We start from the raw sequence: 24705 nt of genomic DNA, 5'->3' as shown, positions 1-24705 counted from the left end.
CTGTGACTGTCCGCGTAGGCGTGAACGGCTTCGGTCGTATCGGACGTAACTTCTTCCGTGCTGTCGAGGCGCAGAAGGCGCTCGGCACCACGGACATCGAGATCGTCGCGGTCAACGACCTCACCGACAACGACACCCTGGCGACGCTCCTGAAGTACGACTCGATCCTGGGTCGCCTCGACAAGGACGTGCGTGTCGAGGACGACTTCATCGTCGTCGGCGACCAGAAGATCAAGGCTCTGTCCATCAAGGAAGGCCCCGCCGCACTGCCGTGGGGCGATCTCGGTGTCGACGTCGTCGTCGAGTCCACCGGCATCTTCACCGACGCAGCCAAGGCCAAGGGCCATCTCGACGCCGGCGCCAAGAAGGTCATCATCTCCGCGCCCGCCAAGGGCGAGGACCTCACCGTCGTGATGGGCGTCAACGACGACAAGTACGACGGCAGCCAGAACATCATCTCGAACGCCTCGTGCACCACCAACTGCCTCGGCCCGATCGCCAAGGTCCTCGATGACAGCTTCGGCATCGAGAAGGGCCTCATGACGACGGTCCACGCATACACGCAGGACCAGAACCTGCAGGATGCCCCGCACTCGGATCTGCGTCGCGCCCGCGCTGCCGCTCTGAACGTCGTTCCGACCGGTACGGGTGCCGCCAAGGCCATCGGCCTGGTCCTCCCGCAGCTGCTCGGCAAGCTCGACGGCTACGCACTGCGTGTGCCGATCCCCACCGGCTCGGTCACCGACCTCACCGCCAACCTGCGCACCAAGGCGTCCGTCGACGAGATCAACGCCGCGATGAAGGCTGCTGCCGAGGGACCGCTGAAGGGCATCCTGAAGTACAACACCGACCCGATCGTGTCGTCGGACATCGTCACCGACCCGCATTCGTCGATCTTCGACGCGCCGTTGACCAAGGTCATCGACGATCAGGTCAAGATCGTTTCCTGGTACGACAACGAGTGGGGCTACTCGAACCGCCTGGCCGATCTCATCGGTCTCGTCGCCAAGTCGCTCTGACACCCCACACGAACAGGACACCCGAACAGTGGCAGTTCAGACCCTGAAGGATCTGCTCGACGCCGGGGTGGAGGGGCGCGGTGTGCTCGTGCGCTCCGACCTCAACGTCCCCCTGGACGGCGCGACGATCACAGATCCCGGACGTATCCTCGCGTCTGCGCCGACGATCGCAGCACTCGCGGAAGCGGGCGCCAAGGTTGTGGTCACCGCGCACCTCGGTCGCCCCAAAGGCGAGCCGGATCCGAAGTTCTCGCTTGCTCCCGTCGCGGCGAAACTCGGTGAGGTGCTCGGCCGCAACGTCCAGCTCGCCGGCGACGTCGTCGGGCAGGACGCCCTGGCCCGTTCCGAGGGCCTGACCGACGGCGACATCCTCCTGCTGGAGAACATTCGGTTCGACCCGCGTGAGACCAGCAAGGACGAGGCTCAGCGTCAGGCGCTCGCCCGCGAGCTCGTCGAACTCGTCGGGGACGACGGCGCGTTCGTCTCCGATGGCTTCGGTGTGGTGCACCGCGCGCAGGCCTCGGTGTACGACGTGGCAAAGCTGCTTCCGCACTACGCGGGCGGTCTCGTCGCTGCGGAGGTGGAGGTGCTGGCCAAGCTCACCACCGATACCGAACGTCCGTACGCGGTGGTTCTCGGCGGTTCGAAGGTCTCCGACAAACTTGCGGTGATCGAAGCGCTCGCACCGAAGGTGGACACCCTCGTCATCGGCGGTGGAATGTGCTTCACATTCCTTGCTGCACAGGGCATCTCCGTCGGGAACTCCTTGCTCGAGGAGTCGATGATCGACACGTGCAAGAGCCTGCTCGACAGGTTCGCCGACGTCCTCCACATCCCGCAGGACGTGGTGGTGGCCGACAGTTTCTCCGCCGATGCCGAAGCGAAGACCGTTCCCGTCGCCGAGATTCCGGACGGGTGGATGGGTCTGGACATCGGACCGGAGTCGGTGCAGCGTTTCGCGTCGCTGCTGACGGCGGCCCGGACCGTGTTCTGGAACGGCCCGATGGGCGTGTTCGAATTCGACAAGTTCGCGGCAGGCACCAGGGGCGTAGCCGAGGCAATCGTCGAAGCCACAGGCAAGGGTGCGTTCAGCGTCGTCGGCGGCGGCGACTCCGCAGCGGCGGTGCGTCAGCTGGGTCTGCCCGACGACGGGTTCTCGCACATCTCGACCGGTGGCGGCGCTTCCCTCGAATACCTCGAGGGCAAGGAACTGCCCGGCATCGCTGTTCTGGAGGCATGAGATGGCACGTAAACCGCTCATCGCGGGCAACTGGAAGATGAACCTCAACCACCTCGAGGCCATCGCACTGGTGCAGAAGATCGCGTTCACCCTCCCCGACAAGTACCTGGAGAAGGTCGATGTCGCGGTCATCCCGCCCTTCACCGACATCCGCTCGGTGCAGACCCTGATCGAAGGCGACAAGATCGGGCTCACCTACGGTGCGCAAGACGTGTCGGCGCAGAGTTCCGGTGCCTACACCGGCGAGATCTCCGGTGCAATGCTCGCCAAACTCGGGTGCACCTACGTGGTCGTCGGCCACTCCGAGCGGCGCACCCTGCACGGCGAGACCGACGAGCTCGTCCGAGACAAGACGAAGGCTGCGCTCGCGCACGGCCTGACCCCGATCGTATGCATCGGTGAAGGTCTCGACGTTCGCGAGGCGGGCAACCACGTCGCCTACAACGTCGAGCAGCTGAAGGGCTCGCTCGCCGGGCTGTCCGCACACGACATCGCCAAGATCGTCGTCGCGTACGAGCCGGTCTGGGCCATCGGCACGGGCAAGGTGGCCTCGGCCGCCGACGCTCAGGAGGTGTGTGCCGCGGTGCGTGCGACCCTCGCCGAGTTGGCTTCGCCCGAGGTCGCGGCGTCTGTCCGTGTCCTCTACGGGGGTTCCGTCAACGCCAAGAACGTCGGTGAGCTCGTCGCGCAGACCGACGTCGACGGAGGTCTCGTGGGCGGTGCGTCGCTCAAGGCCGACGAGTTCGCGCAGCTTTCTGCGATCGCAGCGGGTGGCCCGCTGCTCTGACAGTGGCGCAGTAGTGACGCCTGTGGGCGTGGGGTCGGTGACGATCCCACGCCCACAGGCATTTTCGTGGCCGGTCGGGTCAGGCGACCAGTTTCGCGGACAGGGCCGCGATCGTCTGAGGGCTCAGGCCCAGGCCGGTGAGCAGGTAATTGTGCACTGTGCCGTAATCCGCTTCGAGCTGGTCGAATCCGGCCTCGAGGAATCCTCGCTCCACCCCCAGCATCGGGGCGTACACGGCGGCCTTCTCGGGTCCACGGGCCTCCGTGGCCGCTGCGAGTGTCGCCTCGATACGTTCGGCCGAGTAGTCGTTGGAGAGCAAGTAGTCGGCGTACACCGTTTCGCGGTCGACTCCGACGAGGGACAGGAGCATCGCAGCGGTCCAGCCCGCCCGATCCTTCCCTTCCGTGCAGTGGAAGAGCTGGGGACCGTCGGTGGTGGCGAACTCGGTGAACATCGTGCCGAGTTCGGCGCGAATCTCCGGGTCCGTCACAAAGGAGCGATTGATGCCTCTCATGAACTCGCGTGCATCGTCAGGCGTCTTCAGGTCCGCGGTCGCACTCAGATCTCCCGACAGCAAAGGATGCCGCACATATGCGGCACCGGTAGGAACCCTGTCGGGCTTGTCTGCGATCTCGGGATCGGTGCGCAGGTCGTACACCGCGGAGATTCCCAGAGTGTCGAGGGCTGCTGCATCTGCATCGCTGGTGGTCAGGGCGTTCGACCGGTAGAACACGCCCGGTTCGACGTGAAGCCCGAATGCGGCCGGGTAGCCGCCGCCGGGCCCGGCCACATCCCGGAAGTTGTCAACTGAGGCGAGGCGGAGCGTCGGGGTTGATGTGTCGTCGTGGCTGTGTCCGGTCGATCCGCTGGGAACGTCGAGCGGGGCCGCGAGTGCGGCGGTGCCGGGTAGCGCGAGGACGCAGGCCAGTGCGAACGCGGCAGCGGAACGTGTGACGCGGTGGTTGGGGCTGGTGCTCTGAAAATTGGACACGCAGATCCTTTCGCTCGGTAGATGACTCCGAGCGAACATAAATCCAAATTTCGAGAATGTGTACTCTCGAAGAGAGAATTGGATTCTTGGAGGGTGTTGCCCGCGGACAGCAACTCTGGTGGCCGTGGGTGCCACGATCCGCGCGAATCCGCTCACCGGGTAAGCTGACGGCCGACGTCACCCACCAGCCGAAGGGCACTGAACACCGACATGGCACTGTTCCTGGACATCCTGCTGATCGCCACCAGCCTCCTGCTGATCCTGTTGGTGCTGCTGCACCGTGCCAAGGGCGGCGGCCTGTCGAGCCTGTTCGGCGGCGGAGTCCAATCGAGCCTGTCCGGTTCGACCGTCGCGGAGAAGAACCTGGACCGGGTGACCCTGTTCGTCGGCATCATCTGGGTCATCTCGATCCTCGGTATCGGGCTGCAGATCAAGTTCAGCTGACGCTGTAGCGCTCGCGGAGCGGCAACCGGCCGCGGATACTGAGCGCATGACCGACACCGCACCGGCTTCGGCCACCGAACCACTCCGCGACGATATCCGACTGCTCGGCGGCATCCTCGGCGCCGTCGTCCGAGAACATGCGGGCGACGAGATCTTCGGTCTTGTCGAAGCAGCACGTGTCGCCAGCTTCCAGATCCGGCGTTCCGAACTGGAACGCTCCGAGCTGGCCGCGCGTCTCGCTGCGGTCCCCACCGCCGATGCCATTCCGGTAGTGCGCGCTTTCAGTCACTTTGCTCTGCTGGCGAACCTTGCCGAGGATCTCCACCGCGAACGTCGCCGCGCCGTCCACGTCCATGCGGGCGACCCAGCGCCGGACAGCTCCCTCGCCGCGACCTATGCCCGGCTCGACGCGGCGCACCTGGATCCGGACACCGTCGCCGATGCCCTCGCCGCCGCGCTTGTTGCTCCCGTCATCACCGCGCATCCGACCGAAACCCGTCGCCGCACCATCTTCGACGTGCAGACTGCCGTCACCGAACTCATGCGCCGCCGCGACATGGCCGCCGACGCGCACGCGCGTGAGCCACTCGACGAAGATCTGCACCGCCAGATCCTGACGCTGTGGCAGACGGCGTTGATCCGGTTGTCGCGGCCACGGATCAGCGACGAGATCGAGAACGGTCTGCGGTACTACGAACTCGCGCTGTTCGATGTCGTCCCCGAGCTCAACACCGAGATCCGCCGCGAACTGCGCCGCCGCTGGCCCAGTGCAGCGATCCTCACCCAGCCCCTGGTGCGCCCCGGGTCGTGGATCGGGGGTGACCGCGACGGCAACCCCAACGTCGACGCCGACGTCGTGGCGACAGCATGCGACAGGGCCAGCGCGACGGCGTTGCGCCACCACCTCGGCGAACTCGCGGCGCTCGAGCGCGAACTGTCGATGTCGGCTCGGATCACTCCGGTCACCGAACAGCTGACGGCGCTCGCGGAGGGTTCCGGCGACAACGACCCTGCCCATTGCGACGAGCCGTACCGCCGAGCGGTCCGCGGCATCCGTCGCCGGCTCTCCACGACCGTGACGCGCCTGCATCCGGGACTCGAACTCGCCGACACCGTCGAGGGTGACCCGGTGGGTTACGGGAGGCCGGCCCAGTTGCTCGCCGATCTCGGAATCCTCGACGTCTCGTTACGCGGCGCGGGCAGCGCGGTGATCGCCGATGACCGCCTGGCCCGGCTCCGCGGGGCTGTCGAGGTGTACGGCTTCCACCTCGCCTCGCTCGACCTGCGCCAGAACTCGGAGGTCCACGAACGCGTCGTGGCCGAGTTGTTCGCCTGGGCAGGGGTGACCGACCGCTACCAGGAGCTCGACGAGAATGCCCGGGTCGCACTGCTCGCCGCAGAACTGCGCGTCCGCCGGCCATTGAGCACGCCCGAGGCGCACCTGACCGAAGAGACCGCCAAAGAACTCGCGATCCTTCGTGCCGCTGCGGCTGCGGTGCGCCGCATCGGTCCCACCGCGATCGAGCACTACATCATCAGCATGTGCACGTCGGTCTCGGACCTGCTCGAAGTGGAGGTGTTGCTCAAGGAAGTCGGGCTGCTCGATCTCGACGCAGGCTATCCACGGTGCACCGTCCAGGTGATACCTCTGTTCGAGACCATCGACGATCTACGTGGGGGAGCGGCGACCCTGACCGCGGCGCTCGCCATCCCGGAGTTCCGCAGCCTCGTCGATGCGCACGACGGCGTGCAGGAAGTGATGCTCGGCTATTCGGACTCGAACAAGGACGGCGGCTATCTCGCCGCGAATTGGGCGCTGTATCGCGCGGAACTGGACCTGGTGGATGCTGCGCGCGCCACCGGAATCCGGCTGCGGCTGTTCCACGGTAGGGGCGGCACTGTGGGCCGCGGCGGCGGCCCGAGCTACGACGCCATCCTCGCGCAACCACCTGGCGCGGTGAACGGGTCACTGCGCTTGACCGAGCAGGGCGAGGTGATCTCCGCGAAGTATCGTGATCCCGCTCTGGCCCGGAGAAATCTGGAGGCGCTCGTCGCCGCCACGCTCGAGTCGACGCTCCTCGATGTCGAAGGTCTCGGAGCCGACGCACCGGCGGCGTACCGGGTCTTCGACGAACTGGCAGATCTCGCTTACCGGGCCTACCGGGATCTGGTGCACGACACGCCTGGTTTCGTCGAGTACTTCACCACTTCGACGCCCGTCGCGGAGATCGGCGATCTGAACATCGGGAGCCGTCCGGCATCTCGTAAACCGACCCGGGCGATAGCCGACCTGCGTGCTATCCCGTGGGTGCTGGCCTGGACGCAGTCGCGTGTGATGCTTCCCGGCTGGTACGGCACGGGCAGTGCCATCACGGAATGGATCGGTGACGATCCCGACCGGCTCGCGACCCTGCAGGACCTTTACCGACGGTGGCCGTTCTTCCGTTCCGTACTGTCGAACATGGCCCAGGTCATGGCCAAATCGGATCTGGGGTTGGCGGCCCGCTACTCGGAACTCGTGGAGGACGAAGGGCTACGCGCGCGGGTGTTCGACCGGATCGTCGCCGAACACGAGAGCACTGTGCAGGCGTACTTGCAGATCACCGGATACGACTCGCTGGTCGCCGACAATCCCGCCCTGGAACGGTCGCTGCACAACCGGTTCCCCTATCTCGAACCGCTGAACCACCTGCAGGTCGAGCTGCTACGGCGATATCGTGGCGGCGAAGACAGCGACGAGGTCAAGCGCGGAATACAGCTGACCATGAACGGCCTCGCCACCGCCTTGCGCAACAGCGGTTGAGATCCCCGAAAGATTTTTTCGCGCGGTATGTCGATTCGGAGCGGGTCCGTTCGTCGTCATCATGTACGGCAACCCGGCCGCACATCCCACATAGGAGATCTGTCGTGAAGTACATGCTGATGATCTACGCGGACACCGCATCCGACATCGAGCCCACCTGCGACTTCGAGGATTGGCAGCAATACGACAAGGAGTTGAAGGAGGCCGGGATCCTTGTTTCCGGGCATGCCCTCGAAGACCTCGTCACCGCCACCTCCGTTCAGGTGGACGCCGAAGGCCGTCGCAGCGTCACCGATGGCCCGTTCGCGGAGAGTCGTGAGGTTCTCGGAGGGTACGACGTCATCGACGTACCCGACCTCGACGTTGCGCTCGACTGGGCGGCACGTTGCCCCGGGTCCCGCGACGGCGGCCGTGTCGTGGTGCGACCCATCGCGGAATTCGGGGCGTAGGTCGTGACCGACCCGGACACCTCCGCAGATTCCGCGCTGCGGATCGAGGCGGTGTTCCGGGAGGAGCACGGCCGGCTGCTTGCGGCGCTCGTCCACCGGTTCGGTGACCTCGACCTCGCCGAGGAAGTGGCGTCCGAAGCCGTCGAGGCCGCCTTGATTCACTGGCCGATGGACGGCGTCCCGGATCGCCCCGGAGCGTGGTTGCTCACCACTGCACGCAGGAGAGCTCTCGATCGTCTCCGCCGTGACCGCGCCTACGCAGAGCGGCTGGCGGTCCTCGCAGTGGAATCCGAGAGATCCGCGCCCCGCTCGGTTCCTGAGGGCGACGACCTGCCCGACGATCGGCTCGAACTCTTCTTCGCATGCGCGCATCCGGCGTTGTCGCCGGACGACCGCATCGCGCTGATCCTGCGCTGCCTCGCCGGACTCGATACCGGCGAGGTTGCGCGGGCGTTCCTCGTCCCGCGCACCACCATGGCTCAGCGGATCGTACGTGCCAAGAACAAGATTCGTGGTGCACGCATCCCGTTCCGGGTGCCGCGACCCGATGAGCTGCCGGAGCGGTTGCCGGTGGTGCTCGGCGTTGTGTATTCGATCTTCACCGAGGGGTATGCGGCGAGCACCGGGGAGTCACTGCAGCGCCTCGACCTGGCGGAAGAAGCGATCCGTCTGGCCCGGATCCTGCGCAAACTGATCCCGTCGGATCGTGAAGTGACCGGGCTTCTTGCCCTGGTCCTGCTCGTGCACGCCCGCCGCGAAGCGCGCACCGATTCGTCGGGCGCGCTGGTGTTGCTCGCCGATCAGGACCGCGCTCGCTGGGACCTCCCGATGATCGACGAAGGTCGGTGTCTGGTCGGTGAGGCATTGACCGGCGGACGTCCCGGCCCCTATGCCGTGCAGGCGGCGATCGCGGCGGTGCACGACGAATCGGAGCGCGCCGACGACACCGACTGGCCGCAGATCGTGGCGCTCTACGACGTGCTGGGCGCCCTGACGCCATCACCGATCGTCGCGGTGAACCGCGCGGTGGCTGTTGCGATGCGCGACGGTCCCGCTGCGGGACTGACTCTGCTCGAGGACCTGGCCGACGAACCGGCCCTTCGGAACCACCACCCGTACGTCGCAGCCCGAGCCGAGTTGCTGCACCGCCTCGGACGTCACGATGAAGCCGCCGACCTGTATCGGCGCGCGCTGGACCTCGCGGGTACCGCGCCTGAACGCCGGTACCTGTCGATGAAGCTCACCGAGATCACGCTGCAGTGAGCTATGAAGACTACCGATACTCGTCGGCGAGATCGGGATATTCGTCCCACCGTGGTAGCCGGGTCCCGAGTACCGCAGCCTCGAGCCGGTCGAGGTAGTACTGCCAGCCGGGACCGATCTCTCCGACCTGCGAGCGGGGCACGTGTCGATGGGAGAATTCGACGGTGGTGACCCGGCCGATCGAGTGCAGCCCCACTTCGAGCAACCATCCGTCGATGTCGACGACGAACCCCGTCGGAGGAGTACATGTCACCACCCGGACATCGGTGGTGCTCGTGTCGTGCTGATCCGACATGGTCAGTCGAATCCATCCTGTTGTGGGGTCACCGGTGTAGGAGCCGTACCAGCGGGAAAGGGACTCGGGATCGGTCATGGCGGTCCACATCTCGCCGAGTGAACACACGACCACGCGCTGATACCCCAGCGTGACCAGGTTCGAGCCGTCCGGGCAATCCTGCTCGGGGCGAACAGCTCCGGGGATGGTCGTCGGGGTGCTCATAGTGGCCCTCCTCTCCCACGTTCTGGGCGTCGTGCTCCACTCATTGTCGCGCAGTGCGCCCACGTTGCGGTGACGTATTCGGTGGGGGAGGGAACCGTTCGGGTCTTCGCCGCGTCGAACTTGACGAGAGGGAAATCACGCGGCCACACGCCGCGGCAACCACGTGAGGAGCCCGCCGCATGGATCCACGCACGACGCGATGCGTACCGACCAGGTCACCACTGAGGGCCCTGCGTGTGGCCCGCGGCCCGCGTTCCCTGACGCAGATGCGTTGCGTTCATGTGGGAGGCGCTACGCCGCAGCAGCGGGCGAGTCAGGACGACCAGGATCGGAACGACCAGGAGGAGTGAGCTGCGGATCGGCGTCCGGTGCTGTGCGGGCCAGGTGTGTCGATGGAATGGGAATACCGTGGTGGATCAGGGTCGCAGCATCCAGTCCGGCGAAGAAGTGATGCAGCGTCGAGATCAACGTGTGGGTCCTCACGGACGAACCTCCTCGGATTCACTACTCGGGCAGTTCGAGCACACCACCGTCGCTGTCGCGGAAACAGTGGCAGTGATGCCATGTATCGGTAAGATCTGGTCATGTCGCACGTGGTGGCGCTTCCGGTGTACGACGGTATGACCTTGCTCGAATACGGGGCGGTGATCGAGGCTCTGGGATTCCGGTGGTCCGAGCTACCCGAACTCGATTACGAACTGCATACCTGCGGGCCGAAGACCGGCGTGACCACGCTCAGCGGTGCGGCGCTCGTCCCTCAGTTCCCGATCGAGGCGATCGCCGACGCCGACACCGTCATCGTGACCGGTGTCAGTGATGTCGACCGCGACCGTTGTGCCGAGTGGGGCGACCTGCTTCGCACCGCTGCTGCGCGTGGCGCCCGGATGGTGTCGGTCTGCACCGGTGCGTTCGCCCTCGCCGAGGCGGGACTGCTCGACGGTCGCCGGGCCACCACCCACTGGCGGCACGAACACCTCATGAGGTCCGAATTCCCGGCCGTCGAGCTGGACATCGCGGCCATCGTCGTGCGCGACGGTAATTTCCTCACCAGCGCGGGCGCATCGGCAGGCCTCGATCTCAGCATCGCGCTCATCCGGGACGATCACGGGCCCGAGCGGGCCAACGACATCGCCAGACGACTCGTGGTGACACCGCATCGTCACGCAGATCAGTCGCAGTTCGTCGACGTCGACCGGATTTCGGTGCGCGACGACCCGACCTTCACGCGCATGCTCGCAGCGGTCGGCGACGACGTCGGCCGCCGATGGACGATTCGGGACCTCGCGCACGAAGCGAACCTGTCGCCGCGCACATTGCACCGGCGATTTCGGGCGTACACGGGGTTTTCGCCCCTGGATTGGATTGTCCGCCAACGTATTCGAGCGGCAATGTCGCTGCTGGAACGCACCGACCGTCCGATCGAGGCGATCGGACGGGCCACCGGATTCGACGCCGCGGAAACCTTCCGATACCACTTCAGGCGGGTTTGCGGGACCAGCCCTCGGGACTACCGTACGAGCTTCCGCGGCGCATAGAGTTGCACGCCGATCAGGACGTCGGAAGATCCGCTCCCGCCGCGGGATCGACGAACCACACCGTCCGGTCGCGGCCCCGTGCGCCCGCCGCCGGAATCTCGTGCGGATCGGCGCCACCGACGGCTGCGGCAACCGCGTCGGCCTTGGCCTCACCGGTGACGAGCAACCACACCTGTCGGGCCCGCTGAATCGCGGGCAACGTCAATGTCACCCGCGCCGGCGGAGGTTTCGGGGAATCGTCGAGACCGACGACGAACCGTGTCTCCTCACGCACCGCATCGGTGTGGGGGAACAACGAATTGATGTGTCCCTCCCCGCCCATGCCGAGCAAATGCACATCGAAGGTGGGGACGGTGTTGTCGGGGGAGTGCTGGGCGAGTACCTCCGCGTAGCGAGCAGCAGACTCCTGGGGTGTGGTGCAGCCGTTCTCGCCGAGCGCCGGCATCGTGTGGACGCGGGACGCGTCGATCGGAACCAGATCGAGCAACGCGGCGCGGGCCTGCACCTCGTTGCGGTCGGGGTGGCCGGGCGGCAGGAATCGCTCGTCGCCGAAGAACACGTTCACCGCCGACCAATCGATACCGCCTTGATCGCGGCGCACGTGCTCGAGAACCGCGATGCCGGTACCGCCGCCGGTCAGGACAACAGATGCCTGCACGCGCTCGCGTTGTGCAGCGACGATCGCCTCGACGAACTGCGATGCAGCAGCCTTTGCGACCGCATCGGCATCGGCGAACTTCGCGACCTCCACGGGTCCGAACTCAGACATATTCCACCTTCGACAGTTCGGCCAGCGCGGCCTCGTAGATTTCGTCGGGATCGAGACGTCGCAGTTCCTCTGCGAGACATTCGGCAGAGTCGCGGCGGGCCAGGGTGATCAGTGCGTCGGGCTTGTCGGTGCGCTGCAATGTCGCCACACGCCCGTCCTGCGGGCGATCGAGCACGATCGTCTGGGTTTCGGTGTGTAGTTCGACACGCAGTTCACCCACCGCGCGCTGCACCGGACAATCGAGCCGGCTCGCGAGCCACCCGGCCAGCAGGTCGATCGCGACCTCCCCGTGCAGGCCCGACACTCTCGCCGAGAGCACCTTCTCGTAGGGCGGTTGATCCAACGCGGAAACGAGCAGCGCACGCCAATACGTGATCCGGGCCCATGCGAGGTCGGTGTCGCCGGGTCGGTAGCCCGTGAGGCGCCCCACGATGTCGGCCCGCGGATCGATCGCATTGGTGGCATCGGTGATGCGCCGCACCGCGAGTTTCCCGACCGGATCCAGGGCCGGAACGGCGGGGGCCTGATTCGGCCACCAGGCGACCACCGGTGTGTCCGGAAGCAGGAACGGGACGACCACCGATTCCTGATGATCGCCGAGTTCGCCGTGCAACGCGAGGATCAGCACCTCGGATGCCCCGGCCTCCCCGGCGACCCGGATCTCCGCATCGAGTCGCGGGGGGCCGTCCATGCGTCCCCGGCCGATCACGATGACGCGGCACGGATGTTCTCGGGATGCGTCGGTCGCCGCCGAGATCGACGCTTCGAGGCGTCGCGCGTCGCCCGCACACACGATCAACGTCAGGACGCGACCCTGCGTGACGACACCGCCCGTGCGCCGCAGTTCCACGATCTTCTTGCTGACATCCACCGCGGACGTGTCGCGCAACTGAACTCTCACGGTCGCCTCCATTCGCGGCCGGAGCGGCGCAGCATCTCGTCGGCGGCAGCGGGGCCCCACGTACCCGACTCGTAGCCTTCGGGGCGACCCGACTTCGCCCAGTGCTCGAGCACCGGATCGAGGATCTGCCAGGACAATTCGACCTCCTGGTTCACCGGGAACAATGACGGCTCACCGAGCAGTACGTCGAGCAGCAACCGCTCGTACGCCTCGGGGGACGACACCGTGAACGCCTGGCCGTAGCTGAAGTCCATGTTCACATCCCGGACCTCCATCTCGGAGCCGGGGACCTTCGAGCCGAAACGCATCGTGACGCCTTCATCGGGCTGCACCCGGATGACGAGGGCGTTCTGGCCGAGTTCCTCGGTCATCGTGGTGTCGAACGGCAGATGCGGTGCGCGCTTGAACACCACCGCAATCTCGGTGACACGGCGACCGAGCCGTTTACCCGTGCGGAGGTAGAACGGCACTCCCGCCCACCGGCGAGTATCGACTTCGAGAGTGATCGCGGCGTAGGTCTCCGTCGTCGAGTCGGACGCGAACCCGTCCTCTTCGAGCAGCCCCACCACGGGTTCGCCGCCCTGCCAGCCCGCGGTGTACTGGCCGCGGGCGGTGGTCTCGTCGAGCGGCTCGGCGAGACGGGTCGCCGACAGCACCTTTATTCGCTCGGCGCGCAGCTCGGACGGCGCGAAGCTGACCGGTTCCTCCATGGCGGTGAAAGCGAGCAGCTGAAGCAGATGGTTCTGGATGACGTCGCGGGCCGCGCCGATACCGTCGTAATACCCCGCGCGACCACCGAGGCCGATGTCCTCGGCCATGGTGATCTGCACGTGGTCGACATAGTGCGCGTTCCAGATCGGATCGAACAGCTGGTTCGCGAAACGGAGCGCCAAGATGTTCTGGACCGTTTCCTTGCCCAGATAATGGTCGATTCGGAATACCGAATCCTCGGAGAACACCTCACCGACGACGGAATTGAGCTCGCGGGCGCTTTCCTGGTCGTGTCCGAACGGCTTCTCGATCACCACGCGGCTCCACGCGCCGTTCTCGGGTTCGGCGAGCCCGGAACGGGACAACTGCCCGCACACCACGGGGAACGCGGCCGGCGGGACCGACAGATAGAACGCATGGTTCCCGCCGGTACCGCGTTCACGGTCGAGTTTCTCGAGTGTGGCAGTCAATTCCGCGAAGGCGCTGTCGTCGTCGAAGGAGCCCTGCACGAAGCGGATTCCTTCGGAGAGCCGTTGCCACACCTCTTCGCGGAACGGGGTCCGCGAATGGTCACGGACCGCGGCGTGCACGATCTCACCGAAGTCCTCGTCGGCCCAGTCCCGCCGGGCGAAACCGACCAATGCGAATCCGGGCGGCAACAGACCCCGATTGGCCAGGTCGTAGACCGCGGGCATCAGTTTCCGTCGGGCGAGGTCGCCGGTGACCCCGAAGATCACGAGGGCGCAGGGCCCCGCGATACGAGGAAGACGACGGTCTCTGCCATCCCGCAGCGGGTTGACCCACGCCGCCGCGCCGGATTCGCGCACGCTCAGCCCTCCGTGCCCGGAGCGTGGGCAGCCAACTGCTCGGAGGTGGCCGCCAGCAACTCGTTCCACGAGACCTCGAACTTCTCGACGCCTTCGTCCTCGAGTTTCCGGAAGACATCCGGCAGGTCGACACCGATCTTGGTGAGCGCATCGAAGACCTGCTGGGCGGCCGCGATGTTGCCGGTGACGGTGTCGCCGGTGATCTCCCCGTGGTCGGCCACGGCCTCGAGGGTCTTCTCCGGCATGGTGTTGACCGTGTTCGGCGCCACCAGATCGGTGACATACAGGGTGTCGGGGTAGTCGGGGTTCTTCACGCCCGTCGAGGCCCACAGGGCCCGCTGCGGGTGGGCACCAGCGGCTTCGAGTGACGGGAACCGCGCGCCGGTTTCGAACGCCGCCCGGTACGCAGCGTAGGCGAGGCGGGCGTTGGCGACCCCCGCCTTGCCTCGCAGCGCGAGTGCGGCGTCGGTGCCGATCTCGTCGAGCCGCGGATCGATCTCGGTATCGACGCGGGAGACGAAGAACGATGCCACCGACCGGATCTGCGACAGGTCGTGGCCGGCGGCCTTGGCGGCGGTGAGACCGTCGAGATACGCGTCGATCACTCGTTCGTACCGGTCGACCGAGAAGATCAGTGTCACGTTCACGCTGATGCCTTCACCGATCACCCGGGCGATGGCGGGCAGTCCCGCGACCGTTGCCGGGATCTTGATGAACAGGTTGGGGCGGTCGACGATCTTCCACAGCTCGAGTGCCTGCTCGACTGTCTCCTCGGTCTTGTGCGCCAGGCGGGGATCGACCTCGATGGACACGCGTCCGTCGAGCCCTCCGGAGGCGTCGAAGACCGGGGCGAGCACGTCGCATGCCGCCCGCACGTCGTCGGTGGTGGCGGCGAGGATCGTGGCGTCGACATCGGCGCCGGCCGCGGCGAGGTCGCGAATCTGCGAGTCGTACGCGTGGCCCTTCGACAACGCCGCCTGGAAGATCGACGGATTCGTGGTGACGCCCACGACACTGCGGGTGGCGACGAGTTCGGCGAGGTTGCCGGATTCGATGCGCTCACGCGACAGGTCGTCGAGCCATACCGACACGCCTTCGGCGGACAACTGCGCCAACTTCTCGTTCTGAGTGGAAACCTGCTGGGTCATCGGGGTCATCCCTTCACACGGGTGAGCGAGCGGCGGGCAGCGTCGACGACGGCCTCGGCGGTGATGCCGAACTCGCGGTACAGAGTCTTGTAGTCGGCCGAGGCGCCGTAGTGCTCGAGTGAGACAGCTTCCCCCGCATCCCCCAGCAGTCGGTACCAGGACATCGCCAGGCCGGCTTCCACCGAAACACGGGCCTTGACCGACGGGGGGAGTACTTCATCGCGGTACGCCTGATCCTGCTCGAGGAACCACTCGAGTACCGGCACCGACACGACGCGCGTCGGGACGCCGTCGGCTTCGAGCGTGTCGCGGGCTGCGACCGCGAGTTCGACCTCGGAGCCGGTCGCGAGCAGCACGACCTCGGGGGTGCCGTTCGACGCCTCGGCGAGCACGTAGGCACCGCGGGCGACGCCCTCTGCCGCCTTCTCGCGTGTCCCCTCGAGCACGGGAACGTTCTGACGGGTCAGGGCGAGTGCAGTGGGGCCGGTGCGGTTCTCCAGCGCCGACTTCCACGCAAACGAGGTCTCGTTCGCATCCGCGGGCCGGATCACCGCCAGATTCGGGATGGCGCGCAGCGCGGTGAGGTGCTCGATCGGCTGGTGAGTCGGGCCGTCCTCACCGAGACCGATCGAGTCGTGTGTCCACACGTAGATCGCCGGGGTCTGCATCAGCGCAGCGAGACGCACCGCGGGGCGCATGTAGTCGGAGAACACGAGGAACGTACCGCCGTACGGACGGGTGGGACCGTGCAGCGCGATGCCGTTGAGGATCGCCCCCATCGCGTGCTCACGGATGCCGAAGTGCAGGGTGCGGCCGTACGGCTGCGCAGTCCAGTCCTTCGTCGAGATGGATGTGGGACCGAAGGACTCGGACCCGGCGATCGTGGTGTTGTTGCTGCCCGCGAGATCGGCGGACCCACCCCACAGCTCGGGCAGGATCGGCCCGAGGGCTGCGAGTGCCTTACCGGAGGCGGCTCGCGTGGCCGGTCCCTTCTCGGTCGGCTCGTAGGTGGGGAGTGCGTCGACCCACCCGTGCGGGAAGCTGCCCTCGTGCAGGCGGTCGAACAGTTCCTTGCGCTGCGGTTCACGCTCGGCCCACGCATCGAAGTCGGCCTGCCAGGCCTCGCGGGCCTTGGTGCCGCGATCGACTACACGGCGGGTGTGTTCGATCACCTCGGCGGCGACATCGAAGTTCTTCTCGGGGTCGAATCCGAGGGCGGTCTTGACCGCGGCGACCTCGTCGGCGCCGAGCGCGGCCCCGTGCGCGTCGCCGCTGTTCATCTTCGTCGGGGCGGGGTAACCGATGATGGTGCGCACCGAGATGAACGACGGCCGGTCGGTGACGGCCTTGGCGTTCTCGACGGCCTCGAGCAGCGCGGAGACGTTCTCGCCGCCCTCGACGGTCTGTACGTGCCAGCCGTATGCCTCGTAGCGCTTGGAGACGTCCTCGCCGAGGGCGATCGCGGTGTCGTGCTCGATGGAGATCTTGTTGTCGTCGTAGAAGACGATCAGGTTGCCGAGTTCCTGCACGCCGGCGAGCGAGGATGCCTCGGAGGTGACGCCCTCTTCGATGTCGCCGTCGGAGGCGACGACGTAGATGTAGTGGTCGAACGGGCTCGTGCCCGGCGCGGCCTCGGGGTCGAACAGACCACGCTCGCGGCGGGCGGCCATCGCCATGCCTACGGCGGAGGCCAGGCCCTGACCCAGCGGCCCGGTGGTCATCTCGACACCCGCGGTGTGGCCGTGCTCGGGGTGTCCGGGCGTGAGTGAACCCCACGTGCGCAGTGACTCGAGGTCGGCGAGTTCGAGTCCGTAACCGGACAGGTACAGCTGCACGTACAGCGTCAGGCTCGAATGTCCGCACGAGAGCACGAAGCGATCACGACCGACCCACTTCGGATCGGTCGGGTCGTGTCGCAGAACCCGCTGGTAGAGCGTGTAGGCCAGCGGAGCGAGGCTCATTGCGGTGCCCGGGTGCCCATTTCCGACCTTCTGGACGGCGTCTGCGGCGAGAATCCGCGCGGTGTCGACGGCCTTGGTGTCCAGGTCGGTCCAGTCGGCGGGGTGGGCCGCCTGGGTGAGGGTGCGGATCTCGTCTGTGATCGACACGAGCAGAAGTCTCCTGACATGGGTGTACGGGGTGCCGGCGGGTGTCAAAGCCCCACGCGCTCCTCCAGACTAATGCCCGGTGGTGAGCGGGTCGATTCGGTGCGCAGATGGCTGCGGTCTACCATCGTCCGTAGTAGTGGCGCGTCCGAACGACCGGGCGACCGTGAGCGGGCGAGCGAAGGTGCGTATTCGCGTGGTGCAAGGAGACAGTGTGCGAGCAGGGCGGCGACCAGGAGGTCACGGCTTGGGCGCCCCGGAGGTTCCCGCCACGCCACGACCGGATACCGCGTGGGGTCGTTTCTCGGGAACGGTGCTCGCCTATATCGCGTTGACCAAGCCGCGTGTGATCGAGTTGCTGCTTGTCGCGACGATCCCCGCGATGCTGTTCGCAGACCGTGGCAGCGTCGACATCGTCCTGATCCTGAGCACCCTCTTCGGCGGGTGGATGGGTGCCGCGAGCGCGAACGCGCTCAACTGCGTGGTGGATGCCGACATCGACAAGGTGATGAAGCGCACGGCGCTGCGGCCTCTTGCGCGCCAGGCCGTTCCGACCCGCAATGCCTTCGTGTTCGGTGTCGTGCTGGGGCTCGCGTCGTTCCTGTGGTTGTGGTGGCGCGCGAACCTTCTCGCCGGCCTGTTGGTCGTGGCGACCATCGCGTTCTACGTGCTCGTTTACACGATGGTGCTCAAGCGCCGCACGTGGCAGAACGTCGTGTGGGGCGGGGCCGCTGGATGCATGCCGGTCATGGTCGGCTGGGCCGCGGTCACCGGGTCCCTGAGCTGGGAACCGATCGTACTGTTCCTGGTGATCTTCTTCTGGACTCCACCGCACACCTGGGCGCTCGCGATGCGCTACAAAGAGGATTACAAGGCCGCCGGGGTGCCGATGCTTCCGGTGATCGCCACCGAGCAGCACGTGACCAAGCAGATCCTGTTCTACACGTGGGCGACGGTCCTCGCGACACTGGTCATCGTGCCCGCGGCCGGCCTCATCTACGCAGTGGTGACGGTGCTGGCGGGGGCGTGGTTCCTGTATGTCGCGCACCAGCTGTACAACAGCGTTCGGGGTGGCGCATCGGTCAAGCCGCTCAAACTGTTCCTGCAGTCCAACAACTACCTGGCTGTCGTGTGCCTCGGTCTCGCGGTGGACTCGGTCCTGGACCTGCCCACCATCGCGTCGTACTTCTGACCCGTATTTCCGCGATCACCCTGGTTTCCACTTCGGGAAACCAGGGTGATCGCGTGTGTCGTCGTGTCAGGGGATCAGCACGATCGAACCGGTGGTGCGCCGTGACTCGAGGTCGGTGTGGGCCCGGGCGGCGTCGGCGAGGGGATACGTCGCGCCGACCCGGATGGCGAGCGTCCCCGCTGCGATCGCCGCAAACACGTCGCCGGAACGCCACAGCAGTTCCTCGCGGGTCAGCGTATGGTGTGCCAGCGTCGGACGGGTGACGAACAATGATCCGGCCGGGTTGAGTCGCTGGAGATCGAACGGGGGCACTGCGCCGCTGGCGGCTCCGAACAGTGCCAGCGTGCCACGGATGCGCAGCGACGCCAGCGACGCCTCGAAGGTCGCGGCACCGACCCCGTCGTATACGGCGGCGACTCCGTCGCCTCCGGTGCGTGCCCGGACCTGCTCGGCGAGGTCCTCGCCGTACCGCAGGACTTCGGCGGCACCCGCCTGCCGCGACAGTGTCTCTTTCTCGTCGGTCGAGACCGTGGTGATCACGCGGACGCCCTTGGCGACCGCGAGCTGTGTCAGGAGCAGTCCGACGCCGCCGGCTCCCGCATGCACGAGGACGGTGTCGCCGGGCTGCGCCGGATAGGTCGATTCGATCAGGTAGTGCGCGGTCATTCCCTGCAGCAGCACCGAGGCGGCCTGCTCGGCGGGAACCGTGTCCGGGACGGGCACAGCCACGGCAGCCGGGACGCGGACCAGTTCGGCGTACGAACCCGGTGCCGCGCACCACGCCACACGCTGTCCGACGCTGACGTCGTCGACATCGGCGCCGACGGCCACCACCGTGCCGGTACCTTCCGAACCCGGGATGTGCGGTAGATCCGTGCCGTACATCCCGGTCCGAAAATAGGTGTCGATGAAATTGACGCCGATCGCCTCGGTCCGGACGAGTAGATCGCCGGGGCCGGGTTCGGGGTCGGGGAGTTCGGCCGGGACGAGTACTTCCGGACCGCCGTGCTGTGCCACTTGGATTGCGCGCATACGGCCACAGTATTCTGCAGACATGAGCGTCGAAACCCAGACCACGCAGGCACCGGCCGATATCGTCTCGTCTCTCCGCAGCTTCGTCGCTGAGCACGGCGAAACCGCCAAGGCGGTCATTCAGCCCGTCGGGTACGCGGGCGTGCGGATCACCGTCGTCGCCGAGGACGGTGTGCTCGGTGATCGTATGGTCGCCGACCTGCCGACCGCCCACGCGGTCGTCGCGGCACTGCCCAACGTCACCGTCTCCGGATGGGAGCGTGAGGTCACGAGCATCGCAGATCCGGCCCGGGGGCACTGGAAGAAGATGGCAGGATGGGTCGCGAATCAGACGCGTTTTCCGAAGGCACGTAACGAACGCTGAACGGAACCCTCAGAACGCCATTTCGGCCGCCCGAGCTCAGCTCGGGCGGCCGAAACGGTATCTGCAGGGAGGTTCAGACCGTGACCGGCTCGCGGTGCGGCGACTGGGTGCGGATCCGACCTGCGGCCCAGACCGCGGCGGTAGCGGCGGTGCACAGTCCGGCACCTGCGACGTGGAACACCACGAGCACCGCCGGGACATCTGTCCAGAACTGCACGAGGCCGATGCAGGATTGCGCGACGACCAGGGCCAGCACGACCTTGAGGCGAAGTTTGACAGCGTTCGTGGTCTCCACCGCATACACGGCGAAGGTGAGGCCGACGAGCAACGCCAGATACGCGACGAGCAGTTCGGCGTGCAGGTGCACGAGTGTGGTGATGTCGATATCCAGTCGCGGCACGGGCCGGTCGATGCTCTTGTCTCCGGCGTGCGGGCCAGCGCCGGTGACCATCGTCCCGGCGATCAGGACCCCGGCGAGCGCAATACCGGACAGCGCGGTCAACCACCGCAGTGGCTGCGGGAGAACCTGCACCACCACACCGTCGTCGGGTTCGCCGACCTTCGCGAAGAGCACGGTGGCGAGCCAGACCATCCCCATCGACACCAGCAGGTGGATCGCGACGGTCCACCACAGCAGGCCCGTCAGGACGGTGATGCCACCGATGATGGCCTGCAGCACGGTGCCTGCGGGCATCAGCCATGCCCAGGCGATGACCTCGCGGCGACGGCGCGCGCGTGTCACCGCAAGCACAATCGCGGCCGCGACGAGCACCACGACGAAGGTGAGCAGGCGGTTTCCGAACTCGACGATCTGGTGGAGCGTGTTCACGCTGCTGGATACGCCGACCGGAACCAGGGACCCGGGGAAACATTGCGGCCATGTGGGGCATCCGAGACCCGATGCGGTCACGCGCACCACCGAACCGGTCACCGCGATACCGCCCTGCACCACGATCGACAGGAAGGCGATTGCCCGCTGGGTCCGCAGGGACGGTAGAGGGAGACGGTCGACAAGGCTCAGATAGCCGCGATACAACACGGACACGATGGTACGACTCCGTCCACTACGGCTTGTAGTTGGGTGGTTCGGGCAAGGTCAGGTGAAGCGGAACCATCGGCTCGCGGCCACGCCGCCGATCAGGGCCCACACGGCCATCACGACGATCGACAGCCAGTCCACGGCCCCTGCGATCGCGGAGTCGAGCGAGAGGGTCAATGCACCCGACGGAACCAGACGCACGACGTGCACGAGGGCTTCGGGGATCACGTCGTCGAGTAGTACGACGCTGCCGATGCCGAGCAGCACGAACCACACGATGTTCGCGAGCGCCAGCACGATCTCCGCGCGCAGCGTGCCGCCGAGGAGCAGTCCGAGCGTCGCGAACATCACCGTTCCCAGCGCGATGACCACCGCTCCGATAACCAACCCTGTCGGACTCGGGCGCCAGCCCAGCGCGAGTCCGATGGCGCCGAGAAGAATTGATTGCATCACCACTACGATGCCGACCGCAGTGCTCTTACCTGCGATGATGCCCCATTTCGGGAGCGCGGTCGCACCGATCCTTTTCAGTGCACCGTACCTGCGGTCGAATCCGACGGCGATTGCCTGGCCGGTGAACGCGGTGGACATCACCGCCACCATCATCACCGCGGGCAGGACCCGGTCGACTCGGGCGTCGCCGAGATCTCCGATCGGCAGGAGGGTGAGTCCGATCAGCAACGTGATCGGGATGAACATCGTCAGCAGGAGTTGCTCGCCGTTGCGCAGCAGCAGGGTCAGTTCCATCCGGGACTGTGCCACGAGCATCTTGGCGGGCGCATTCGGTCGTGGACCCGGTGTGAAGGTGCCGGGGGCGAAGCGATTGTTGGCCGGGCGGTCGCGGGATGTCACACTCAACCTCTCAGTTCCCGTCCTGTGAGTTCGAGGAACACGTCCTCGAGGCTGCGCTGGTCGACGCGGATCTCCGTGGCCAGCGCGCCTTGCTCGGCGCACCACGTGGCTGCCGCGGCGACCACGGACGGATCGATATCGCCTTCGACGAGATAACGTCCGGGCAGTGCTTCGCGCACCCGGTGCTCCGCCAGTGCGGTCCGCAACGGGGTGACGTCGAGATCGGGTGGCGCCGACAGCCACAGTTGGCCTTCCGCCCCGATCCGGGTGACCTCTTCGGGAGTTCCCGAAGCGACGACCTTGCCGTGATCGATGATGACGATCTCGTCGGCGAGTTCTTCCGCTTCGTTCATCAAGTGAGTGGTGAGCAACACGCTGACGCCATCGTGGCGTAGCGCGTCGATCAGTTCCCACACCAGCAGCCTGGCCTGAGCGTCCAATCCGGCCGTGGGTTCGTCGAGGAACACCAGTTCCGGGCGGCCGACGAGCGCGCAGGCCAACGCGAGGCGCTGCTGCTGCCCACCGGAGAGCCGTCGGTACGGGGTGCGGCGGGAATCCTCGAGGCCGAGGCGCTGCAGGAGCCAATCCGGGTCGAGTGGATCGGCGGAGTAGGCGGCCACCAGATCGAGCATCTCCCCGGCCTTGGAACCCGGATAGGCGCCGCCGCCCTGCAGCATGACCCCGATCCGTGGCCGTAGGAGGTCGGACTGGGTGATCGGGTCGAGTCCGAGAACACGGACAGTGCCCTCTTCGGGGGTGACAAATCCCTCGCACATTTCCACCGTGGTGGTCTTACCGGCGCCGTTGGGGCCGAGTAGAGCGAGGACCTGAGCGGGTTCGACGGTCAGGTCGAGTCCGTCGACCGCGGTCACACCCCCGAATTTCTTGACGACGCCGTCCAGGCGCACAGCGGGAGCCGCACCTGCGGCAGATTTCGAGGTCACGGGTTTCCAGCGTAGGCGTCGGCGGTCTCGGTGGGGCGCGCCGGTGCGTGATCTTCACCGCGCCACGGCAGCAGGGTTCGGGTCGCGACGATCAGGAGACCTGCGACCACGATCGTGGCGATGGCAGCCTGCACGATGATGAACGGTTGGTACTCGCCACCGTTGGGCATCAGGATCACGCTGACCACCGAGGAGAACACGATCGTCGGGATGCGGAAGACGGGTCGGGTCGCCCACGCAGCCAACGGAATTACCGCCCACAGCAGGTACCAGGGTTGAACCACCGGGAACAGCAGCACGATCGCACCGAGCGAGACACCCAGAGCGCCGACAGGATGCAGTCGCCCCGTCAGCACTGCCAGCAGCATCCGCACAGTGACGAACGCCGCGACGAGTGCGGCGAGCGGTCGTGTGATGGACAACACCGCCGTCGTGTGGTCGCCCAGACCGAGCAGGACTCCGGCCAGGCCGGTGCCGACACCGAGCAGCGTGGGGATCGACATCCAGCTGCGGACCTCGGTGGCAGTTCCCAACGTGTGTGTCCAGCCCAACCCGAGGCCGCTGCCCCAACTGATCAACGCGATCACCGTGAGCGCGACGACACCGAGCACCGCGGCTGCCGCGAGTACCGCTCGCACCGACCCGCCCCACTTCCGCGCCAGGGCCATGCCGACGAAGCCGAGCGCGAGCAGCGTGGGCACCTTGATCATCGACGACAACGAGATCACGGACGTGCCGGTCACGAGCCATGCAGCGGCCTGCCACCGTGAGGTGCGGGCGGTGTCGCTGTAGACCCCGCGCAGTGCCAGTTCGACACCCGCGAGCATGAGCCCGAGCATCAATGCTTCGTTGTGGATGCCCGCCACCAGATGGAACAGCAACAGCGGATTCGCGGCGCCGAGCCACAGAGCGCTCACCGGGGCCACCCCGCACCGTCGCGCCAGACGCGGCAGCGCCCACACGATCAGGGCGACGCCGAGCAGTGCGAACAGCCGGTGCACGAAGATGCCCGCGACGATGTTCTCACCGGTGAGGAAAGCGATCTTCTCACCGAGCCAGATGAAGGCGGGTCCGTACGGTGCGGAAGTGTCACGCCAGATGTTCGGCACCGTTCGGGTCAGGACGTGATCGACACCGAGCGCCCCGGCAGGCCCGATGCCGTACGGGTCCATGCCGCGTGCGGCGATCTCACTCTGCGCGAGGTAGGAGTACACGTCCTTGCTGAACATGGGGGGTGCCACGACCAGCGGGAGGATCCACAGCAGCAGCGTGCGGTCGAGTTGCGACCGGGTCAGGCGACGCGGTTGCCCGTCGGGGTCGCGGCGTCCGATCGCGAAACGCCCGAGCAGGAGCCACGCGAGGACGACGAGGACGGTCCCCGTCATGGTCAGGGTCAGCGCGGCACTGGGCATCCGCGCGGCGAGCCCGAGTGCGCGGACGCCCTGCACGGGATTCTGCAGGACGGGCTGGGCACCGGCACCGAGCGCGCCGATGGCCATCAGGACGGCGCCGGTCGCACCGAACAGCCGGATGCGGTGCAGTTGGACGGTCTCGGTGGTGTCGAGTCCGCGGCCGTCGGTTTCGTCGCCGTGCAGGACCGTGGCCACGTCGTGGCCTGCGCCCCGGCCGTCGACGCCGAAGACGCGTCGGATGAGCGTGAGCGCGCGGGTGCCGATACCGGTTCCGTCGGAGCGCGGATCCGAGGGGGAATCGGTTTCGGGTGAAGTCGGCGGCACCAAGGAAGCGTAACGGGCGCCGGGGAGGTGCCCCGAAGCGTCCGCCGCGCCCTCT

Annotated in this window: 23 protein-coding genes; 10 read left to right on the top strand and 13 right to left on the bottom strand. The window is 66.7% G+C overall.

Features of this window, described 5'->3' with window-relative positions; all coding sequences use genetic code 11:
* Nucleotides 1-2: 2 nt before the first annotated feature.
* From gap to tpiA, 3 genes are read left to right on the top strand one after another with little or no spacing between them, the layout of a single operon-like run.
* The gene (gene gap, locus HCA61_RS23360; RefSeq protein WP_169690574.1) at nucleotides 3-1019 is read left to right on the top strand and encodes a type I glyceraldehyde-3-phosphate dehydrogenase; all 1017 of its coding nucleotides are present in this window, start codon (nucleotides 3-5) and stop codon (nucleotides 1017-1019) included.
* A gap of 28 nt (nucleotides 1020-1047) precedes the next feature.
* Nucleotides 1048-2259: a phosphoglycerate kinase gene (locus HCA61_RS23355; protein WP_169690573.1), complete on the top strand. Its 1212-nt coding sequence runs from the start codon at nucleotides 1048-1050 to the stop codon at nucleotides 2257-2259.
* A 1-nt stretch (nucleotide 2260) separates the two neighbouring features.
* Nucleotides 2261-3046 carry a triose-phosphate isomerase gene (gene tpiA, locus HCA61_RS23350; RefSeq protein ID WP_169690572.1) on the top strand — a complete coding sequence of 262 codons (786 nt, stop codon included), beginning with the start codon at nucleotides 2261-2263 and terminating at the stop codon, nucleotides 3044-3046.
* 79 nt (nucleotides 3047-3125) lie between these two features.
* On the opposite strand, the gene HCA61_RS23345 is transcribed toward tpiA, so the two are convergent.
* Nucleotides 3126-4037, bottom strand: coding sequence for a tyrosine-protein phosphatase (locus tag HCA61_RS23345; RefSeq protein WP_247274649.1), 912 nt, complete (start codon nucleotides 4035-4037; stop codon nucleotides 3126-3128).
* Nucleotides 4038-4247: 210 nt separating this feature from the next.
* Here HCA61_RS23345 and secG point away from each other — a divergent pair, with 210 nt between their 5' ends.
* The 4 genes from secG to HCA61_RS23325 all read left to right on the top strand — a co-directional run bounded on the left by secG (nucleotide 4248) and on the right by HCA61_RS23325 (nucleotide 8996).
* Nucleotides 4248-4481 carry a preprotein translocase subunit SecG gene (gene secG / locus HCA61_RS23340; protein WP_054720914.1) on the top strand — a complete coding sequence of 78 codons (234 nt, stop codon included), beginning with the start codon at nucleotides 4248-4250 and terminating at the stop codon, nucleotides 4479-4481.
* 46 nt (nucleotides 4482-4527) lie between these two features.
* The gene (gene ppc, locus HCA61_RS23335; protein WP_169690570.1) at nucleotides 4528-7284 is read left to right on the top strand and encodes a phosphoenolpyruvate carboxylase; all 2757 of its coding nucleotides are present in this window, start codon (nucleotides 4528-4530) and stop codon (nucleotides 7282-7284) included.
* A gap of 104 nt (nucleotides 7285-7388) precedes the next feature.
* Entirely contained in the window at nucleotides 7389-7733 is a 345-nt protein-coding gene (locus HCA61_RS23330; protein ID WP_169690569.1) for a YciI family protein, read from the top strand.
* Nucleotides 7734-7736: 3 nt separating this feature from the next.
* Nucleotides 7737-8996, top strand: a complete 1260-nt coding sequence (locus HCA61_RS23325; protein ID WP_169690568.1) for a DUF6596 domain-containing protein — start codon at nucleotides 7737-7739, stop codon at nucleotides 8994-8996.
* 10 nt (nucleotides 8997-9006) lie between these two features.
* Here the strand turns inward: HCA61_RS23325 and HCA61_RS23320 are convergent, their stop codons facing one another.
* The gene (locus HCA61_RS23320; protein ID WP_169690567.1) at nucleotides 9007-9495 is read right to left on the bottom strand and encodes an SRPBCC domain-containing protein; all 489 of its coding nucleotides are present in this window, start codon (nucleotides 9493-9495) and stop codon (nucleotides 9007-9009) included.
* 291 nt (nucleotides 9496-9786) lie between these two features.
* Complete coding sequence (locus tag HCA61_RS23315) at nucleotides 9787-9978, bottom strand: hypothetical protein (RefSeq protein ID WP_169690566.1); 192 nt, start codon at nucleotides 9976-9978, stop codon at nucleotides 9787-9789.
* 101 nt (nucleotides 9979-10079) lie between these two features.
* On the opposite strand from HCA61_RS23315, the gene HCA61_RS23310 reads away from it, so the two are divergent.
* On the top strand, nucleotides 10080-11030 hold the full coding sequence (locus HCA61_RS23310; RefSeq protein ID WP_169690565.1) for a helix-turn-helix domain-containing protein: 951 nt from the start codon (nucleotides 10080-10082) through the stop codon (nucleotides 11028-11030).
* 13 nt (nucleotides 11031-11043) lie between these two features.
* Here the strand turns inward: HCA61_RS23310 and pgl are convergent, their stop codons facing one another.
* Genes pgl through tkt form a run of 5 tightly spaced genes read right to left on the bottom strand, consistent with a single transcriptional unit; the run spans nucleotide 11044 to nucleotide 17494 of the window.
* A complete protein-coding gene (pgl, locus tag HCA61_RS23305; RefSeq protein WP_169690564.1) occupies nucleotides 11044-11799 on the bottom strand; it encodes a 6-phosphogluconolactonase in 756 nt (251 codons plus the stop codon).
* A complete protein-coding gene (gene opcA / locus HCA61_RS23300) occupies nucleotides 11792-12712 on the bottom strand; it encodes a glucose-6-phosphate dehydrogenase assembly protein OpcA (protein WP_169690563.1) in 921 nt (306 codons plus the stop codon). Before opcA ends, pgl begins: the two co-directional genes overlap by 8 nt.
* A complete protein-coding gene (gene zwf / locus HCA61_RS23295) occupies nucleotides 12697-14238 on the bottom strand; it encodes a glucose-6-phosphate dehydrogenase (RefSeq protein ID WP_169690562.1) in 1542 nt (513 codons plus the stop codon). The genes opcA and zwf overlap by 16 nt, the downstream gene beginning before the upstream one ends.
* Nucleotides 14239-14240: 2 nt before the next feature.
* Nucleotides 14241-15386, bottom strand: a complete 1146-nt coding sequence (gene tal / locus HCA61_RS23290; RefSeq protein ID WP_169690561.1) for a transaldolase — start codon at nucleotides 15384-15386, stop codon at nucleotides 14241-14243.
* A 5-nt stretch (nucleotides 15387-15391) separates the two neighbouring features.
* A complete protein-coding gene (gene tkt / locus HCA61_RS23285; RefSeq protein WP_169690560.1) occupies nucleotides 15392-17494 on the bottom strand; it encodes a transketolase in 2103 nt (700 codons plus the stop codon).
* A gap of 211 nt (nucleotides 17495-17705) precedes the next feature.
* Here tkt and HCA61_RS23280 point away from each other — a divergent pair, with 211 nt between their 5' ends.
* Entirely contained in the window at nucleotides 17706-18683 is a 978-nt protein-coding gene (locus tag HCA61_RS23280; protein ID WP_169690559.1) for a heme o synthase, read from the top strand.
* A gap of 66 nt (nucleotides 18684-18749) precedes the next feature.
* Here the strand turns inward: HCA61_RS23280 and HCA61_RS23275 are convergent, their stop codons facing one another.
* Nucleotides 18750-19715, bottom strand: a complete 966-nt coding sequence (locus HCA61_RS23275) for a quinone oxidoreductase (RefSeq protein WP_169690558.1) — start codon at nucleotides 19713-19715, stop codon at nucleotides 18750-18752.
* A 22-nt stretch (nucleotides 19716-19737) separates the two neighbouring features.
* On the opposite strand from HCA61_RS23275, the gene HCA61_RS23270 reads away from it, so the two are divergent.
* The gene (locus HCA61_RS23270) at nucleotides 19738-20079 is read left to right on the top strand and encodes a hypothetical protein (RefSeq protein ID WP_169690557.1); all 342 of its coding nucleotides are present in this window, start codon (nucleotides 19738-19740) and stop codon (nucleotides 20077-20079) included.
* Nucleotides 20080-20152: 73 nt separating this feature from the next.
* Here HCA61_RS23270 and HCA61_RS23265 read toward each other — a convergent pair whose 3' ends face one another.
* The 4 genes from HCA61_RS23265 to mptB are packed head-to-tail and all read right to left on the bottom strand — an operon-like array spanning nucleotide 20153 to nucleotide 24650.
* Nucleotides 20153-21118: a COX15/CtaA family protein gene (locus tag HCA61_RS23265; RefSeq protein ID WP_169690627.1), complete on the bottom strand. Its 966-nt coding sequence runs from the start codon at nucleotides 21116-21118 to the stop codon at nucleotides 20153-20155.
* A 57-nt stretch (nucleotides 21119-21175) separates the two neighbouring features.
* On the bottom strand, nucleotides 21176-21976 hold the full coding sequence (locus tag HCA61_RS23260) for an ABC transporter permease (protein WP_169690556.1): 801 nt from the start codon (nucleotides 21974-21976) through the stop codon (nucleotides 21176-21178).
* Complete coding sequence (locus tag HCA61_RS23255) at nucleotides 21973-22914, bottom strand: ABC transporter ATP-binding protein (protein ID WP_169690555.1); 942 nt, start codon at nucleotides 22912-22914, stop codon at nucleotides 21973-21975. Before HCA61_RS23255 ends, HCA61_RS23260 begins: the two co-directional genes overlap by 4 nt.
* Nucleotides 22911-24650: a polyprenol phosphomannose-dependent alpha 1,6 mannosyltransferase MptB gene (gene mptB, locus HCA61_RS23250; protein ID WP_169690554.1), complete on the bottom strand. Its 1740-nt coding sequence runs from the start codon at nucleotides 24648-24650 to the stop codon at nucleotides 22911-22913. Before mptB ends, HCA61_RS23255 begins: the two co-directional genes overlap by 4 nt.
* Between the last annotated feature and the right edge of the window lie 55 nt (nucleotides 24651-24705).

Origin of the sequence: Rhodococcus sp. HNM0563, from assembly GCF_012726195.1 — a bacterium.
Lineage (GTDB): Bacteria > Actinomycetota > Actinomycetes > Mycobacteriales > Mycobacteriaceae > Rhodococcus.
Note: the sequence above shows the minus strand (reverse complement) of the source record. Positions and strands in the feature narration are given on the sequence as shown.

What these genes read in the sequence shown, in the direction of transcription:
- ppc (WP_169690570.1), top strand. Translation starts at nt 4,528, where the DNA reads ATGACCGACACCGCACCGGCTTCGGCCACCGAACCACTCCGCGACGAT.
- pgl (WP_169690564.1), bottom strand. Translation starts at nt 11,799, where the DNA reads ATGTCTGAGTTCGGACCCGTGGAGGTCGCGAAGTTCGCCGATGCCGAT.
- HCA61_RS23270 (WP_169690557.1), top strand. Translation starts at nt 19,738, where the DNA reads ATGAGCGTCGAAACCCAGACCACGCAGGCACCGGCCGATATCGTCTCG.
- opcA (WP_169690563.1), bottom strand. Translation starts at nt 12,712, where the DNA reads ATGGAGGCGACCGTGAGAGTTCAGTTGCGCGACACGTCCGCGGTGGAT.
- secG (WP_054720914.1), top strand. Translation starts at nt 4,248, where the DNA reads ATGGCACTGTTCCTGGACATCCTGCTGATCGCCACCAGCCTCCTGCTG.
- HCA61_RS23320 (WP_169690567.1), bottom strand. Translation starts at nt 9,495, where the DNA reads ATGAGCACCCCGACGACCATCCCCGGAGCTGTTCGCCCCGAGCAGGAT.
- tal (WP_169690561.1), bottom strand. Translation starts at nt 15,386, where the DNA reads ATGACCCAGCAGGTTTCCACTCAGAACGAGAAGTTGGCGCAGTTGTCC.
- tpiA (WP_169690572.1), top strand. Translation starts at nt 2,261, where the DNA reads ATGGCACGTAAACCGCTCATCGCGGGCAACTGGAAGATGAACCTCAAC.
- HCA61_RS23310 (WP_169690565.1), top strand. Translation starts at nt 10,080, where the DNA reads ATGTCGCACGTGGTGGCGCTTCCGGTGTACGACGGTATGACCTTGCTC.
- HCA61_RS23275 (WP_169690558.1), bottom strand. Translation starts at nt 19,715, where the DNA reads ATGCGCGCAATCCAAGTGGCACAGCACGGCGGTCCGGAAGTACTCGTC.